At 60.2% G+C, this 15,020-nt stretch carries 15 protein-coding genes; 12 read left to right on the top strand and 3 right to left on the bottom strand.

The window, feature by feature from the left end; translation table 11 throughout:
• Window positions 1-289 precede the first annotated feature (289 nt).
• The 3 genes from HZ994_10500 (at window position 290) to HZ994_10490 (ending at window position 5,374) form a co-directional block, all read left to right on the top strand.
• On the top strand, window positions 290-1,525 hold the full coding sequence (locus HZ994_10500; GenBank protein QTN34368.1) for a sulfatase-like hydrolase/transferase: 1,236 nt from the start codon (window positions 290-292) through the stop codon (window positions 1,523-1,525).
• Window positions 1,526-1,596: 71 nt separating this feature from the next.
• The gene (gene polA / locus HZ994_10495; protein QTN32744.1) at window positions 1,597-4,413 is read left to right on the top strand and encodes a DNA polymerase I; all 2,817 of its coding nucleotides are present in this window, start codon (window positions 1,597-1,599) and stop codon (window positions 4,411-4,413) included.
• Window positions 4,414-5,137: 724 nt separating this feature from the next.
• The gene (locus tag HZ994_10490; GenBank protein ID QTN32743.1) at window positions 5,138-5,374 is read left to right on the top strand and encodes a DNA cytosine methyltransferase; all 237 of its coding nucleotides are present in this window, start codon (window positions 5,138-5,140) and stop codon (window positions 5,372-5,374) included.
• Window positions 5,375-5,391: 17 nt separating this feature from the next.
• Here the strand turns inward: HZ994_10490 and HZ994_10485 are convergent, their stop codons facing one another.
• Entirely contained in the window at window positions 5,392-6,141 is a 750-nt protein-coding gene (locus tag HZ994_10485; protein QTN34367.1) for an HNH endonuclease, read from the bottom strand.
• A 231-nt stretch (window positions 6,142-6,372) separates the two neighbouring features.
• Here HZ994_10485 and HZ994_10480 point away from each other — a divergent pair, with 231 nt between their 5' ends.
• From HZ994_10480 to HZ994_10440, 9 genes are all read left to right on the top strand, one after another.
• On the top strand, window positions 6,373-6,951 hold the full coding sequence (locus HZ994_10480; protein ID QTN32742.1) for a hypothetical protein: 579 nt from the start codon (window positions 6,373-6,375) through the stop codon (window positions 6,949-6,951).
• A gap of 22 nt (window positions 6,952-6,973) precedes the next feature.
• Window positions 6,974-7,138 (top strand): hypothetical protein, encoded by a 165-nt coding sequence (locus HZ994_10475; protein ID QTN32741.1) that lies wholly within the window; start codon window positions 6,974-6,976, stop codon window positions 7,136-7,138.
• Window positions 7,139-7,255: 117 nt separating this feature from the next.
• A complete protein-coding gene (locus HZ994_10470; protein QTN32740.1) occupies window positions 7,256-7,501 on the top strand; it encodes an AbrB/MazE/SpoVT family DNA-binding domain-containing protein in 246 nt (81 codons plus the stop codon).
• Window positions 7,488-7,883, top strand: coding sequence for a type II toxin-antitoxin system VapC family toxin (locus tag HZ994_10465; protein QTN32739.1), 396 nt, complete (start codon window positions 7,488-7,490; stop codon window positions 7,881-7,883). The genes HZ994_10470 and HZ994_10465 overlap by 14 nt, the downstream gene beginning before the upstream one ends.
• A gap of 47 nt (window positions 7,884-7,930) precedes the next feature.
• Window positions 7,931-8,224 (top strand): hypothetical protein, encoded by a 294-nt coding sequence (locus HZ994_10460; GenBank protein ID QTN32738.1) that lies wholly within the window; start codon window positions 7,931-7,933, stop codon window positions 8,222-8,224.
• Between the two features lie 5 nt (window positions 8,225-8,229).
• Entirely contained in the window at window positions 8,230-8,637 is a 408-nt protein-coding gene (locus HZ994_10455) for a PIN domain-containing protein (protein QTN32737.1), read from the top strand.
• 17 nt (window positions 8,638-8,654) lie between these two features.
• Entirely contained in the window at window positions 8,655-10,100 is a 1,446-nt protein-coding gene (locus HZ994_10450) for a hypothetical protein (GenBank protein QTN32736.1), read from the top strand.
• A gap of 131 nt (window positions 10,101-10,231) precedes the next feature.
• Entirely contained in the window at window positions 10,232-10,873 is a 642-nt protein-coding gene (locus tag HZ994_10445; protein QTN32735.1) for a DUF4194 domain-containing protein, read from the top strand.
• A complete protein-coding gene (locus HZ994_10440; protein ID QTN32734.1) occupies window positions 10,870-14,256 on the top strand; it encodes a hypothetical protein in 3,387 nt (1,128 codons plus the stop codon). Before HZ994_10445 ends, HZ994_10440 begins: the two co-directional genes overlap by 4 nt.
• Window positions 14,257-14,292: 36 nt before the next feature.
• Here HZ994_10440 and HZ994_10435 read toward each other — a convergent pair whose 3' ends face one another.
• A complete protein-coding gene (locus HZ994_10435) occupies window positions 14,293-14,631 on the bottom strand; it encodes a HigA family addiction module antidote protein (protein QTN32733.1) in 339 nt (112 codons plus the stop codon).
• Between the two features lie 14 nt (window positions 14,632-14,645).
• The gene (locus HZ994_10430; protein QTN32732.1) at window positions 14,646-14,951 is read right to left on the bottom strand and encodes a type II toxin-antitoxin system RelE/ParE family toxin; all 306 of its coding nucleotides are present in this window, start codon (window positions 14,949-14,951) and stop codon (window positions 14,646-14,648) included.
• Window positions 14,952-15,020 lie beyond the last annotated feature (69 nt).

The following is a 15,020-nucleotide window of genomic DNA, read 5'->3' as shown; positions in this document are numbered from 1 at the left end:
ATACACATCGCCGCCGTTAGGAGGGATGCCTTGGTTGTTTTGCTGGTTTTCATTGTTTGCTCTTTCTGTGATTTTATGCGGATTGCTCCTGGCGGAGGCTGCCATCGTTTCCGGTGATTTGCAACCCGTGCCTTGCAAGGCACCTATCCTCTACCTTCATGAAAGGGGGATCTTGTCAGAAATCTGCGCCACCCGGCCGCGGCATTTTCCTGATTGGAGTTTGGATAGGGGAAACTAGCATTCCGGGATGGAACTTCGCCCCATCGCCGCGCTCCTGGTTCTTTGCCCCATGCTTCACGCCGCCCGACCGAACTTTGTCGTCATCATGGCGGACGACCTCGGCTACGCGGACATCGGGTGCTTCGGAAACAAGACGACCAAGACCCCGAACCTGGATGCACTCGCCGCAGGCGGCCTGCGCTTCACCGATTTCCACTCGAACGGAGCGGTCTGTTCCCCCACCCGCGCCGCGCTGATGACAGGCCGCTACCAGCAGCGCAGCGGCATCGCCGGTGTGGTCACGGCGGCGAGGCATCGGGAGGTCGGGCTTCCGCTGGAGGAAACCACCTTCGCCGAAAGGTTGGGCGGCGCCGGTTATGCGACCGCGATTTTCGGCAAATGGCACCTCGGCTACGCGAAGGAATTCAATCCGGTGAGGCAGGGCTTCGGCGAATTCCGCGGATACGTCAGCGGCAATGTCGATTTCTTCTCCCACATCGACCAGGAGGGCTACGAGGACTGGTGGAAGGGCGATGCACTGCATCCGGAGGAAGGGTACACAACCCACCTCATCACGAAACACGCCGTGCGTTTCATCGGCGAAAACAAGGACAAGCCATTTTGCCTCTACCTCCCCTACGAGCCGCCGCACTACCCCTACCAGGGGCCGGGCGACAAGGCCATCCGCGCAAAGGGTGACAAAAAAGGCAAAGGCGAGCGCAAGGACATCGCCACGGCCTACCGCGAGATGGTAGAGGAAATGGACAAAGGCCTCGGCGAGATCCTTGCCGCGCTGCGCGAAAACGGATTGCAGCAAAACACCCTCGTGTTCTTCTGTTCCGACAACGGCGCGAATTCCAATGGCTCCAACGGCGCGCTCAAGGGCCACAAGGGGCAGATCTGGGAAGGTGGTCACCGCGTCCCGGCCATCGCCTATTGGCCCGGGAGGATTGAAGCCGGCACCCGCACGGATGCCACCGCGCTGACCATGGATCTTTACCCAACCATGCTCGATGCAGCAGGCATGGAAAAGGATCCAAGTCTCGACGGCATCAGCCTGCTCCCGCTCCTAGCGGAGAACAGACCGCTTCCCGGACGAACCGTGTTCTGGGATATCGGCAAAGGCTCAGCCGCAAGACGCGGCCCATGGAAATTCATCCTGAGCGGAGAAAACGAACAGCTCTTCGATCTTTCCAAGGACATCGGGGAGGAGAATCCGGTGGAGAACCCCGCGATCCAACAGGAACTCAAGCAAGCCCTCGATGCCTGGAAGGCCTCCTGGGCGGACATCCCCCAAAAGAGCTGACACACATGGAAATCACATTTCCCGCGAATTCTTCATTGGAGTTCGAAGTTTAAAATTTAGGGTTTAGGGACATGAAACGCCTTTTCCTGCTAGATGGCATGGCCCTGGTTTACCGGGCGCACTTCGCTTTCATCCAGAACCCGATCCGGAACTCCAAAGGCGTCAACACCTCCGCGCTCTACGGTTTCATCAACACCCTGCTGGCCATCCTCGAAAAGGAGAAACCCACCCACATCGGGGTCGCCTTCGACACCTCCGCGCCCACCCCGCGCCACATCCTCTACCCCGCCTACAAGGCCCAGCGCGACGAGATGCCGGAGGAACTCGCCGATTCCATCCCCCACGTGAAAGCCCTGTGCCGCGCCTTCCACATCCCCGTCCTTGAAATCGACGGCTTCGAGGCGGACGACATCATCGGCACCCTGGTGAAACGCGCGGAACCGGAGGGCTTCGAGTCGTTCATGGTCACCCCCGACAAGGATTTCGCCCAGCTGCTTTCCGAAACGACCTTCATGTGGAAACCCGGACGCAAGGGCACCGACCATGAAATCATCGGCCTGAAACAGCTCCCGGAAATCTGGGGCGTCGCCGAGCCGCACCAGATCATCGACCTCCTCGGCCTGATGGGCGACGCCTCCGACAACATCCCCGGCATCCCCGGCATCGGCCCGAAGACCGCGCAGAAACTCATCGCCGAATTCGGCAGCATGGAAAACCTCCTCGCCAACACCGCCTCCCTCAAAGGCAAGCAGAAGGAAAACGTCGAGGCGAACTCCGACCAAGCCCTCCTCTCCAAGGAACTCGCCACCATCATCACCGACGTCCCCGTAGAGGTCACCTGGGAAGACCTCGTCCTCTCCCAACGCGACGATGAGGCGGTGAAACAGCTCTTCACCGACTTCGAATTCCGCTCCCTCACCAAACGCCTCTTCGGGGATGACGCAGGTAGGGATGGCTCAGGTAGGGACGGCTCGCCGGGCCGTCCGCCGAATGACCCTGCGCAAGAATCCACCCCCACCCTCTTCGACACCTTCAAAACCATCCGCGACGTCCCCCACACCTACCACCTCGCCAACACCCCCGCCCTCCAGAAAACCCTCTTCGAAAACCTCCACGCCCAGCCCTCCTTCTGCTTCGACATCGAGACCACCTCCCTCGACCGCCACTCCGCGAAACTGTTAGGCATCGCCTTCTCATGGAAAGCCCACGAAGCCTGGTATCTGCCATTCACCGAATCTCTAATTTCAAATATCAAATCTCTCTTAGCAGGAACGGCGGAAAAAATAGGCCACAACCTCAAATACGACCTCTCCGTCCTCCACTCCCACGGCATCGAGGTCGCAGGCCCGTTCTTCGACACCATGCTCGCAGACTCCCTCGTCGCCCCCGAGCGCCGCCACAGCATGGACTACCTTTCGGAAATCCATCTCGGCTACACCCCCGTGAAACTCGCCGACGTGGCGGCGATCTTCGGTCGCCGCCCGGAGGAGCAAAGCGACGACCTCTTCGACTTCGCGGAAAAGAAAGCCACCAAGAGCAAGGATCTGGACATGCTCTCCATCCCCCTGGAAACCTTGGCCGAATACGCCGCCGAGGATGCCGACGTCACCTTCCAGCTCGCCGCAAAGCTCCGCCCCCTCCTCAAGGAATCCGGCATGGAAAAGATTTTCACCGAAATCGAAGCCCCGCTCCTCCCCGTCCTCGTCCGCATGGAAATGGAAGGGATCGCCATCGACCCCGAAGCCCTCATCACCATCGGAGCCGATCTCCAGCAGACCATCGACCAGCTCGCGAAATCCATCGAGCAACACGCCGGCACCCCGTTCAACATCGCCTCCCCGAAACAGCTCGGCCAGATCCTCTTTGATCACCTGAAACTGTTAGACAAGCCCAAGAAAACCAAAACCGGCCAATACAAGACCGACGAGCAAACCCTCTCCACCCTCCTCGGCATCCACCCCATCATCGAGGAAATCCTCGAATACCGCGAGGCCACGAAACTCAAGTCCACCTACCTCGACGCGCTCCCCAACCACATCGCCCCGGAGACCGGCCGCATCCACACCCATTACCATCAGCTCCTCGCCGCCACCGGCCGCCTCGCCTCCTCCGACCCCAACCTCCAGAACATCCCCGTCCGCTCCGAGTCCGGCCGGAAAATCCGCCAAGCCTTCGTCCCGCGCAAAGGCTTCACCCTGCTTTCCTGCGACTACTCGCAGATCGAGCTCCGCGTGATGGCCGCCCTCGCCTGCGATCCCACCATGATCACCGCCTTCCAGGACGGCGCCGACATCCACACCATCACCGCCGCGAAAGTCCACGGCGTCATCCCCGAGGAAGTCACCCGCGACATGCGCTCCGGCGCGAAGATGGTGAACTTCGGCATCATCTACGGCATCTCCGCCTTCGGACTCTCGCAGCGATTGGCAATCCCACGATCAGACGCAGCGGAAATAATAGAGGCCTATTTCCGCGAATACCCGGCCATCAAACAATACATGGATCGCACCATCCAGGAGTCCCGCGAAAAAGGCTACGCCGAAACCCTCTCCGGCCGCCGCCGCCATTACCCCGACCTCTCCTCCGGAAACGCCGGCCTCCGCGCCAACGCCGAGCGCGCCGCCATCAACATGCCCATCCAAGGCACCTCCGCCGACATGATCAAGATCGCCATGATCCGCATCGACGAGCTCCTCCGCAAAAAGCCCTACCAAACCAAAATGCTCCTCCAGGTCCACGACGAACTCGTCTTCGACCTCCACCCCGAAGAGGAAGCCGAACTCGTCCCGAAAATCCTCCACATCATGGAAACCGCCCTGCCACTACCCCACGGCGTCCCCATCCTCGTCGAGAAAGGCACCGGGAAGAACTGGCTGGCGGCGCATTGACCCGGAGCCGCGTTCTCCAGAACGCGAGTCTTCATTTTCCTCATTTTCAGGAACTGTATTGACGCTGAGAACGCCCTCTCGGAAACTACGTCCGTCGTCAATCCCGAACTATGACCAATCGTCGCCAGTTGTCCTTTGAAGTTGCCCAGATGGGCAAGGTTTGGGTGGCTTCCTTTTCGGCGCTTGGCATTTCCGCCATCGGAGCCACGGAAGCCGCCGCCCTCGAAGCAGTGCTGGAAGCTTACCGAACCCACGCCTTAGCCGGACACGCGACTGCCGAGAGTTGCGAGGTTTGCTCTTGAACAAGGGGAGCGCCCGTTCTGATCGGGAGAGTGAAGACCCAGCTAGTTTGGGATTTTACCACGGAGGACACGGAGAGCACAGAGAACTTCCAGCAAGATCTGCGGGTTCCCAACCAAGACCTCCGTGTTCTCTGTGTCCTCCGTGGTCGGAATTCTTCCATCAATACCAACTCCATCATCCCGATCCGCCCGCCAAGCCGTGTTTCAGGTTTGCCCTTGGGATGCTTGCTCGCCAGCATGGCGCATCACCAAAGGTGACTCCCGGCACCTTCGCACCTGCTCCGGAATCCAAAAATTCGCATTCTCCCGCCAACCCCATGCCCCATCCATCTCCTTCCAAACACGCCGTTTTCTCCTTTTTCTCCGGTGCGGGTTTGCTGGAATCAAAAACATCCTACGACATTGCCCACTTCAATTGATCCATGACCGCCAAGAAAAAAACAACCCTTTTGAGTAGAAAGCCCACCCACCCAAAGAAGGCTGCGACGCGGGAGAAAGCGCAGGCGAAAAGCTCAAGCCTTCAGGAGGACGAGAAGCATTACATCGCGCGTCCTCTCCGCTTTATCGATCTCTTCTGCGGCATCGGCGGCTTCCGCATCGCCTTCGAGAAAGCGGGGGGTGAATGCGTGTTTTCGAGCGATTACGAAAAACATATATGAACGCGGCTCCCCCAATCTCAGTTCCTCGCCAGCTTCTTTCGATGGCTTGAGAGAAACGACAGGTTGGGAGGGAAGCCGTCGGTGGGCAAACTGAGAGTTTTGCCCTCGTATGCCTCAAAATGATAGGCGACGGATTCCGTAGGAAGAAGAGATTTCAACTTAGGAGAAAGGAGCAGCCTGAGTTCGTCATCAAAGCTGATGAGATAACGGTCGAATGCAGAATCATGGAGGCGATTCAGGCTTATGCCGTTGCTGACATTGAGACGCTCAGCCGCGTGTTCGCTCCATGGCAATATGTGGGAGGCAACGAGCAATTCCCTGACCGGTAAGCCGGTGACGCCGCAACAGCCGTTATAATTGTTCAGAACGACTTCGCGGAAGTAATCCTGCCCGATCCGCCGTTTCGTTACTGAAGAGGACTCGGTGCTTCCCATCGGCGGTCGCCTTACGACGCGAATTCCTTTGCCTGGAAGAACCTCGGTCGTATCGAGTTCGTCCTTAACGAAGAGCGCATCGAACATCCCTTGCGCCATCGGAATCAACTCGGCGGCATTGGCATGGTATTCCTCCCACACTTCACGATCCAACTGGCTGCTGCCGGGGAGCCCCATGATTCCTCTCAGCTTAAGGGTCGGATCAAGTGACGCTAGGTTGACGAGTTTCATCGCCACCGCATCCGGAGTGCGCCCGATTTTATTCGCCAGCTCGACAATCACCTTCTGACGCTTGTCCATCTGTCCGAAGCGGAGCTTGTGATAAAGGTTCAGCGCCACAAGGAGTTGCTCTCTTGTCCATCTCACACTCTTGGCCTTCCCCATTCCCGGATGATGGCGGCTTTCCTTGCCGGGGCGAGTTAGAATTTCCCGCTGGAAATGGCTCTTGCGCTTTCGGATGTACCTGGCCAGGTATTCTTGGCGATGAATGTTCCGCCCGAGGAAGTTGACCCCGCCGCCGTGTTCGCCATTGCCAGCTCCCTTCGAAAAGCGTGCGAAGAGAAGGTGAGACATGATCCCGATCTAAACCTCTCTGAGGCTTACAACGGATGGGATCAGTTCACGCGGGAGCTGATGCGTGTCGCGGGCATGTTCGAGGAGTGGGCTTGCATGCACGTGGCATTCGACCACATGGAGGATACGTGGTCGTACTATCTGGAGAGCTGTTTCGGGGAGGCGTGTCTTGCGGTGATGGATGCCAGCGCGCTCGCATCCTTTGACGCGGACGACTGTCTGCGGGTTGCCTTCCGGCTGCGGCTGCCAGTTTGGGAAAATGGGGAGCTGCCGATTCCGGTCGATGTGGTCGTGGACAACATCTGCGCGGATGCCACTTTCAAGGCCTTTCGCATCCAGACAGTGCGTGATCTTCTCTCCGAGCCGCTGGTTGTCCCCTACACGGATTCCGACTGTCCGTTCGATGAGAATCTGGGAGAGAGGTATTTCGGGATCTACGGCATCGATGAGGACGGCTTTGCGGAGCATATCTCGGATCGTGACAGTTATGGCTTGGCAAGGGAGCTTGTCCTGAAACTGGTTCCGGGCGCGGATTGCGCGGAGAGAGCGGTGGGGTTATGCCCGCGATGATAAAGAGGGCTGGCCGGAGCAGTTGAAACCCTACGCCGCCGAGGCGTGGAGACGCAGCGAGCTTGGGGAGCTGGATGACAGCGAACTCTACCCCTCCGACTCCCAATGGGCTGGACTATACGATCAGATGACGAGACACACAGCAGAGGAACAGGAATTCCGCGCGCGGATCGCAGCGGGTGAATGAAGAGACTTTGAAAGACTTGGGAAACTGTGCGGTGACGGATTGAGAACGGAGCCGCGTTTCCCGGTACGTGAGTCCGCCCCTTGACATCCCCACGAAAATCCTTACCTTGCGTAAGGAATGAAAGCAACCCTCACCAGCAAAGGCCAAATCACCGTGCCGGTGAAGATCCGGGAACAGCTCAACCTCCGCACCGGCGACAAACTGGATTTCCAGATCGAAGGGACTTCAATCAAAGTGTCTCCCGCTAGGAAAAAGGGGACATTGGAGGAACTCATGAACATCCTCCCACGGGCAAAACGCAGCTACACTGTGGAGGAAATGAACGAAGGCATCGCACAAGGAGCTTGTGATGGAGGCTCTTGATACCAACATCCTCGTCCGCATCGCCACCCGTGATGACCTGACCCAGCTTGCAAGGGTCGAAAAACTCATGGCGGAAAAATTTTCGGACGAGCATCCCGCTTGGGTCAGCGTCATTGTTGTCACGGAACTCTCCTGGGTTTTGGGGCGGACTTACGGTTACTCCCGCATGGAGACGGCCGTGTTCATCCGCAAACTTCTCGATACCGCCTCCATCCTCGTCGAAGACGAAATTCTCGTCAGCCTGGCCCTCGACCTCTTCCTCGAATCCACCGCCGATTTCTCCGACTGCCTCATCCTCGCCCGGAACGAATCCCGCTCCATCGCCCCCACCCATACCTTGGATCGCAAAGCCGCGAAGCTCGAAGGCTTCCAGCTTCTTTGAAGCACCTCGCATTGACATTACACAGCAATACAGCTAACCGTATTCCCATGAAAGCCACCTTGGAGATTCCCGATGAACTCTATCGCAACGTAAAGGCACGCAGCGCCTTGGAAGGGCGTCCCGTGAGGGCGGTCGCCGCCGAACTTTTCGAAAAATGGCTCTCCGGGGAAATCGAAACCACCCCCAAATCCCTGGAACCCGCCCCCCTTCCCGCGGAAACGGCGAAAGCCTACCCATGGCTGAAGATTGCGGCGAAATATCCGACAGGGGGAGTGAGTTATGAGATGGATGACATCCGCAAATCCATCGCCAACGGACGGAGCAACACAGCCCCCTCCTGACAACCATGGCTTCCTTCTCCCTCGATACCTCCTTCGTCCTGCGCATTCTCACCGAAAGCCCTGACTCCCAATTGCCCGCCGCCCTCTCCTTCTACGAAGAGCAACGCCAGGACGGCAGCCAACTCTTCATCTCCGACCTCGTGCTTTCCGAATGCTACTTCGCGCTCCAGTTTCATTTCGGCTTCACCAAGGCCGATGCCCTGGCGGCGCTCAAAGCCCTCACCGCGCAAGCTCCCGTTGCAATCACGCCCTCCGCAAGGAAGGTCTTCGGTCTCCCGAACCTTTCCCAAACGAAACCCGGCTTCATCGACCGACTCATCCACGGAGCCGCCCACGGAGACGGCCAGACCTTGGTCACCTTTGAGAAGGCCGCGAAAAAGCTGCCCAACACCCTGGTTCTGGTTTCAACGTAGGCCTACGACCCCCCCCCATGCCCGCCGAGCATCTCTCCACCGCCCTTTTCCGCGAGACCCGCGGTGCCGGGTTTTTCCGTGTCCTGGCGGGGCGCAACGCACCCTTCTACGTGGATGCCCTCGACGCCCTGGAGGCCGAGTCCGCCGACCGGCCCGACGGGATGTCGCGCGAGGAGGTCATCCTGCTCATCACCGATACCCTGGAGCACCATCCGGACTTCGAACTCGACGAGGAGGACGGCAGCGAGGCCGCAGCCACGCCCCGCGAGAAGGCGCGGCTGCTTTTGGAAAAACTCCTGAAATGCCATTGGCTCGATGAACCCCCGCGCCGGGACTGGCGGCGCACCATCCATTTCGATGCCCACGGGGCCACCCTCATCACCGCGCTGCGGAAAATCGCATGGCCGGATGCCGCCGTTTTCACCGACAAGCTCATCGCCGTCTGCGCCATGCTCGTCGATGAGACGGAGCTTTCCGAGCGCCCCTGGCAGACGGTGGAAAACTGCCTCTCCAGCGTCCGCGAAGGCCTGAACGAACTCCGCGCCATGCAGAAATCCGTCCAGCGCCTCACCCGCCGCCAGCTTGAGGAGGAGACGCTCAAAGGGAACCTCGAGACCGTTTTCGACGACTACTCCGAACAGATCTCCCACGCCTGCTACGCGGAGCTCGTCCGCGCCCGCCTCCCCCTGCGCCTGCCGGAAGCCGTCAACCGCATCGCGAACCGCCTCATGGGCTGCTCCGCCACCCTTTCGGAAATGCAGACCGAAGTCCTCCGCCGCCATCCCGCGATGTCTGCGGAAACCGCCCGCTGCACCGTGCTCAACGCCCTCGACGAACTCATCGCCCTCGTCGAACGCGTCCTGCCCATGGCCGATGAGATCGACCGCCGCACCGCCGATTTCACCCGCCGCTCGCTCTCCCGTTTCCGCTACCTCCAGGACGTCACCGGCGAGCGCCGCACCGAGATCAAGGCCATGTTCGAAACCGTCAACCGCCTCATGGCCGGGAAACGCGTATCCCAAAGCGCCTCCGAACTACTAGACTTGCCGGACTTCCGCCTGCCCGCCGTCAAGCTCCCCGCCGGGCCTCGATTCCTCTACTCCCCGCCCGTCCGCCGCGCCTCCATCGAGCAGGATGCCTTCGAGGACACCGCCGACGATGGCGACCGCGAAGCCGGAAAAGCCGGCATGGGAAAAGCCCTCCGCGATTCCCTCACCGTCCAGCGCGCCAACACCTTTCGTGAAATCCTCGCCGGAGCGAAAGGCGCCCGCATCGCCAGCGCCGATCTCGCCATCTCCGGCGAAAGCGGCTTCACCGACCTCATTTCACTCCTCCTCCACGCCGAATCCGCCGAAGCCCGCTACCGCCTGGAACCCGACCGCCTCTCCGCAGAAACCACCATCCCGCCCCTCGATACCCTCGAAGGTTGCCAGATTGAGCGTTTCTCCATTATCAAGAAATGACCAACACCTCTAGGAATTTTAACCACGGATGACACAGATAAACACGGATAAGGAATTGCAGTTCCAAGAGTCGAGGATTTCAACCCGATCCGTGATCATCCGTGCCATCCGTGGCTAAAAAACTCTTCATTTTGAATCTAGAACCCGAAATCACCGAATCCCCCGGCCTCATCACCCTCCCGGAGGGCGAGCGCGCACGCCTCGGCGAAGCCCTCCAGGAGCTCCTCGCAACCGGCTCCATCACCGGTTTGGAAAACTCGAAGTCCGCCCTCTACCACTGGTGCCGCCAGTATTTCGAGTGGGTCAAGGAAGCCGCCGCCCTCGCCGGGCTTGAGGTGCTGATCGTCCACGAGGAGCGCCTCATCCAAGCCATCCCCACCAGCGGCGCGCTCCGCCTGAAACTTCCGAAAGACGCCACCCTCATCTGGCTCGCCCTCTGGTATGCGGGCGATGTCCGCTGGCGCGATGAAGGCCAGGATCAGGCTTTCCTCTCCGTCGCTGAACTCAACGGCCTCATCCAGGACCAGCTCATCCCGGATGCCATCGGCGTCTTCCCGCGCGGACGCATGCAGGAAATCCTCCGCCAAGCAGCCCGCTTCAACCTCATCCGCTTCGAACCCGCCGAACCCTTCGAGGAATCCGGCATCGAAGTCCTCCCCGCCATCCGCCGCGTCGTGCCTTTCCGCGAACTCGCCGACTGGACGGCCGCCGCATCCGCTTTCTCCGCCGACGATGTAATTACTACGGACACAGTAGAGGAGGAAAACGCATGAGCCGCGCCATCCAGCTTTCCAAGATCCACGCGCTCAACTGGTACGGCTACCGCGACAGCCTCCCGGTCAAGGGCAACCTCGTCCTCGCCGGTGTCACCGGATCGGGGAAATCCATTTTGATGGACCTGCTCATGCTCGTCCTCGTCGGCCCGGAGCGCGCGCGCCACCACTTCAACCGCTCCGCCACCGGCGGGCGCAGCGACCGCACGATCAAGGGCTACTGCCTGCTCGATACGAAACGCGAGGAAAACGGCCAGCCGCAATATTTCCACGACAAGGGCGTCGTTACCTACATCGGCGCGGAATTCACATGGCCGGACGGATCGCGGATTGAAACCTGGGGCATCCGCTTCGAGTTCCGCAACACCTCGGAAAACGACGGTTTCTCCACCCCCTTCTTCTGCCCCGCACCCCTGGAGCGCGAGGATTTCCTCTCCATTTCCCCGGAGGACGGGAAATCCCGCACCAGCTCGCTCGCCGAGTTCAAGGCGATGATCGAATCCAAGGGCGGGCGGATCTTCACCTCCTCGCGCGAATACCTGCGCGACATGGCGAACCCCTCCCACCTCAATTTCAACAAGGACGTGCTCGAACGGCTGCTGCCCAGCGCCATGTCGTTCACGAACCTCAAGAGCTTCGACGACTTCTGCCGCCAGTTCGTCCTGCCCAACGAGGCCGTGCCCGTCGATGACGTGATCTCCAGCTTCCGCGACTTCGAGTCCTACGAGCGCGAACTCCGCGATCTCCGCAACCAGCTCGACCGACTCCTCTCCGTCCGCCGGCTCTCGGAAACCCTGCGCACCGCGGAGCGCGACCGCGATGTCGCCACCTACCTCGCCGCCGAAAACCACTACGAACATAGTAGCGAAGCCGTCCGCCTCCACGCCGAGCGCCTCGAAAAACTCCGCGCCGACTTCGCCGATGACGAAGCCCGCCTCACCGAGCTGGGCGAGCAGATGAAAAACGCCGCCGAGCAGCGCGAGCAGCTCACCGCCCTGCTGAACGAATCCAGCGAAGGCCGCCTCTACAACGACCTCGCCGCCCGCATCCGCAAGCTGGAGGAGGAAATCGACCGCCTCCGCGTCATTTCCACCAAGATCGACAGCGGCATAGGCAGCCGCCTGAGGGACGCCCGCAAGTGGATGGAGGAAATGGCGAAGGCGCCCGTGGAGCCGAAGGTTTTCACCAGCCCTCTGGAAGACGCGATCAAAGTCCTCGATGGCTGCGAGCGCGAGGAAACCTCCAATACCCTCGGCCTCCTCGCCGATGCCGCCAACAAGCTCTGCCGCGAACTCCGCGACCGCTTCCGCTCCGATGCCGAGGAACTGCGCCAGCTCCGCTCGGAAAAATCCGCGCTCGACACCCAGATCGATTCCCTGAAACGCGGCCTCCCACCCGTCCCCCAGCCCTTTCTAACAGCCCTCCGCGACGCCCTCCCGCTCACCCCCGGCGAGACCCCGCCCCGCGCCCTGCGCGAGCTTTGCGAAATCAATGACGAGACCTGGCGACCCGCCGCCGAGGTCTCCCTTGCGGAAAAATTCGCCGTCATCGTCTCCCCGGAGCAGCACGACAGCGCCGCGAAAATCCTCGACCAGCTCAGCGCCCACGACCTCGCGAAAGCCGGCCCGCAAAGCCTGATCGACTCCGCCCATCTGCTTTCCTCAAAACCGAAGCCGGAGAAAAAATCCCTCGCGGAAGTCTTCGATTGCAGCGATCCCGTCGCCCGCGCCTTCATCGACCAAGCCTTCGGCCACCTCATCCGCGTCTCGGATTCCAAGGAAATGTCCGGCCATGAATCCGCCATCCGCCCCGATGGCCTGATCAAGCGCGATGGCATCCTGACCCGCCCGCTCGCCTACGACGGCACACCGTTCATCGGCGAGAACGGCCTGAAACGTCAGCTCGAAATCAAGACCCTGCGCCTCGCCGAAATCGAAGCGAAGCTCCGCCGCCTCGAACCCATCGAGCGCGAGATCGACCGCCTCCTCGACGCCCGCGAGAAAGCCATCCCGGATCACGCCAACGTCGCCGCCGAGCTGGTGCGTGTCGAGGAACTGCCACGCAAGCAGGCGGATCACGAAGCGCTGATGACCCAGATCAACGCCATCGCCAACGACAAGCTCGTCGAGCTGGAGGACAAGATCAACGAACTCAAGGAACAAGCCGCCGCATGGGCCACCGAGGAAAAATCGATCCTGCGCAAAGGCGGACACCGCGAGATTTCCCAAGCCGAGAAAGACCTGGCCGATCGACAGGAGGAAGCCTCCCGCCGCGAGGATGATTTCTCGAGAACCAAGCTACGCATCGACGTCCACCTGCACCACGAGCGCTACCTTTCATGGAAGCAGGAGGCCATCGATTTCCACCACGCCGCCGATGTCCGCGCCCGGGAGTTCACGAAAGCCGCCGCCGCCGCCGAGCTGCTCGCCACCCAGACCATCGGCGATCTCAAGGTCGCGATGCTGGATTTCAAGAACGCCTTCCACCCCAAGTTCGACGACCTCCCGGACGACGGCAGCGACACCGCGCCCTACGAGAAAATCCTCGCCGCCATCGAGCACGCGGACATCCCCAAGTTCGAGAAAAAGTCCGCCGCCGAGCGCAAGCGCTGGGAATCGCTGTTCCGCACCCAGGTGCTCAGCCGCATGCAGCAGGCGATCAAGAACGTGGAGAACATCATCTCCCTGCTCAACCACCAGCTCAAGCGCCCCATCGGCCACGACCGCTACCGGATCGACAAGAAACCGAACCCTGATTTCCGCATCTACCGGGAGCTTATCGACCTCAACGCCCTGCACCACGAGGACGAGCTGTTCTTCGCCAGCATGGGCGGCGAGCTGAAGGACGCGCTCCAGGTTTTCCTCAAAACCCTCGTCCAGAACGCCAACAGCCCGGAGGCCGCGCGGCTGTTGGATTACCGCCAGTATTTCGACTACGACCTGCTCGTCACCGACATCCGCGATCCCGATGGCAAGCCGGTGAGCGTCGATAAGCAGAGCGGAAAAATGTCCGGAGGTGAAAACCAGAGCCCGTACTTCGTCGCCATCCTCGCCAGCTACCTGCACGCCTACAACCGCCACGAAGCACGCCGCAAGGAGCCCTCGCTCGCCCTCGTCCCCATCGACGAGGCCTTCTCAAAGCTCTCCGGCGAGCGCATCCAGAACTGCCTCCAGGCCATGGCGGAACTCGATCTCCAGGGCATGTTCTCCATGTCCTCCGGCAACATCCCCTACGCCTTCAGCCAGTGCGACGAGCTCATCATCATCACCCGCAAGGAGGAAAGGCGCGGCACCCGCGTCGGCGTCCGCAACGTCCCCGTCGTCCTCTTCCGCGACTCCGAAGAAGGCCGCGAATGGATCAGGGAAACCGGCATCGAGGGCTGATCTCCCTGTCCGCCAAGCCATCCGGCACCACGACACTCAAACCTTCACGAGCACCTTGACCTCGGTTGCGATGAGGGATGACTTCGCATGATAGGCAACGCAGTATTGGAAATGCGCTTGGACTTTGAGGATGAAATCCGCCGAGAGACCCAGACAATGTTCGAGCCGCAAAGCCAGCTCCGTGCTGACGGGTTTCCTTGCCTTGATCACATCGCAGATCACTCCCGGTGAGATTCGCATCGCCTTGGCTGCCGCCGCCTGTGTGAGTCCGTGATGAATGAGGGTATCCTGAATCAGCCCTGCAACCGGATTGCTGGATGGATTGGGAACCTGTTTCGGATCACGGGGAAAGTTGTGTGTTTGGTTTGGTTTCATCGCGTTTAATGTTTTCAGTGAGTGTCTGCGATTATGACGAGGCAGACATCCTTCGCTTCGTCATTTTCCCATGTGAAGGTGATGCGCCATTTGGACTTGCGGGAATCAGCGTCAATCGAAAATCGGCCGGAACCATGGAGCTTGTGATAGTGGAGGGCGGATGCGGTGAGGAGAGCCTTCTCGTCGGCGCGATCCAGCAGAAACAGCCGCTCCGCCGCCTTTTCCAAATTCATCGCCCCATAAGCCCGACGTTCCTTCTGATTGAGAGGCTCGCCGAGAAAGAGCTTTTGCGTCGCTTTGTCCGAGAAGCTCTTGATCACGAAATACGGATAACCTCAGACCCAAACCCAATCAAGTAAATACTCGCATCCGAGTATTTTCTCCCAGCC

This window comes from Akkermansiaceae bacterium (assembly GCA_017798145.1).
GTDB lineage: Bacteria > Verrucomicrobiota > Verrucomicrobiia > Verrucomicrobiales > Akkermansiaceae > Luteolibacter.
Note: the sequence above shows the minus strand (reverse complement) of the source record. Positions and strands in the feature narration are given on the sequence as shown.

What these genes read in the sequence shown, in the direction of transcription:
- polA (QTN32744.1), top strand. Translation starts at nt 1,597, where the DNA reads ATGAAACGCCTTTTCCTGCTAGATGGCATGGCCCTGGTTTACCGGGCG.
- HZ994_10450 (QTN32736.1), top strand. Translation starts at nt 8,655, where the DNA reads ATGCCCGCCGAGCATCTCTCCACCGCCCTTTTCCGCGAGACCCGCGGT.
- HZ994_10490 (QTN32743.1), top strand. Translation starts at nt 5,138, where the DNA reads ATGACCGCCAAGAAAAAAACAACCCTTTTGAGTAGAAAGCCCACCCAC.
- HZ994_10500 (QTN34368.1), top strand. Translation starts at nt 290, where the DNA reads ATGCTTCACGCCGCCCGACCGAACTTTGTCGTCATCATGGCGGACGAC.
- HZ994_10465 (QTN32739.1), top strand. Translation starts at nt 7,488, where the DNA reads ATGGAGGCTCTTGATACCAACATCCTCGTCCGCATCGCCACCCGTGAT.
- HZ994_10435 (QTN32733.1), bottom strand. Translation starts at nt 14,631, where the DNA reads ATGAAACCAAACCAAACACACAACTTTCCCCGTGATCCGAAACAGGTT.
- HZ994_10440 (QTN32734.1), top strand. Translation starts at nt 10,870, where the DNA reads ATGAGCCGCGCCATCCAGCTTTCCAAGATCCACGCGCTCAACTGGTAC.
- HZ994_10460 (QTN32738.1), top strand. Translation starts at nt 7,931, where the DNA reads ATGAAAGCCACCTTGGAGATTCCCGATGAACTCTATCGCAACGTAAAG.
- HZ994_10470 (QTN32740.1), top strand. Translation starts at nt 7,256, where the DNA reads ATGAAAGCAACCCTCACCAGCAAAGGCCAAATCACCGTGCCGGTGAAG.
- HZ994_10455 (QTN32737.1), top strand. Translation starts at nt 8,230, where the DNA reads ATGGCTTCCTTCTCCCTCGATACCTCCTTCGTCCTGCGCATTCTCACC.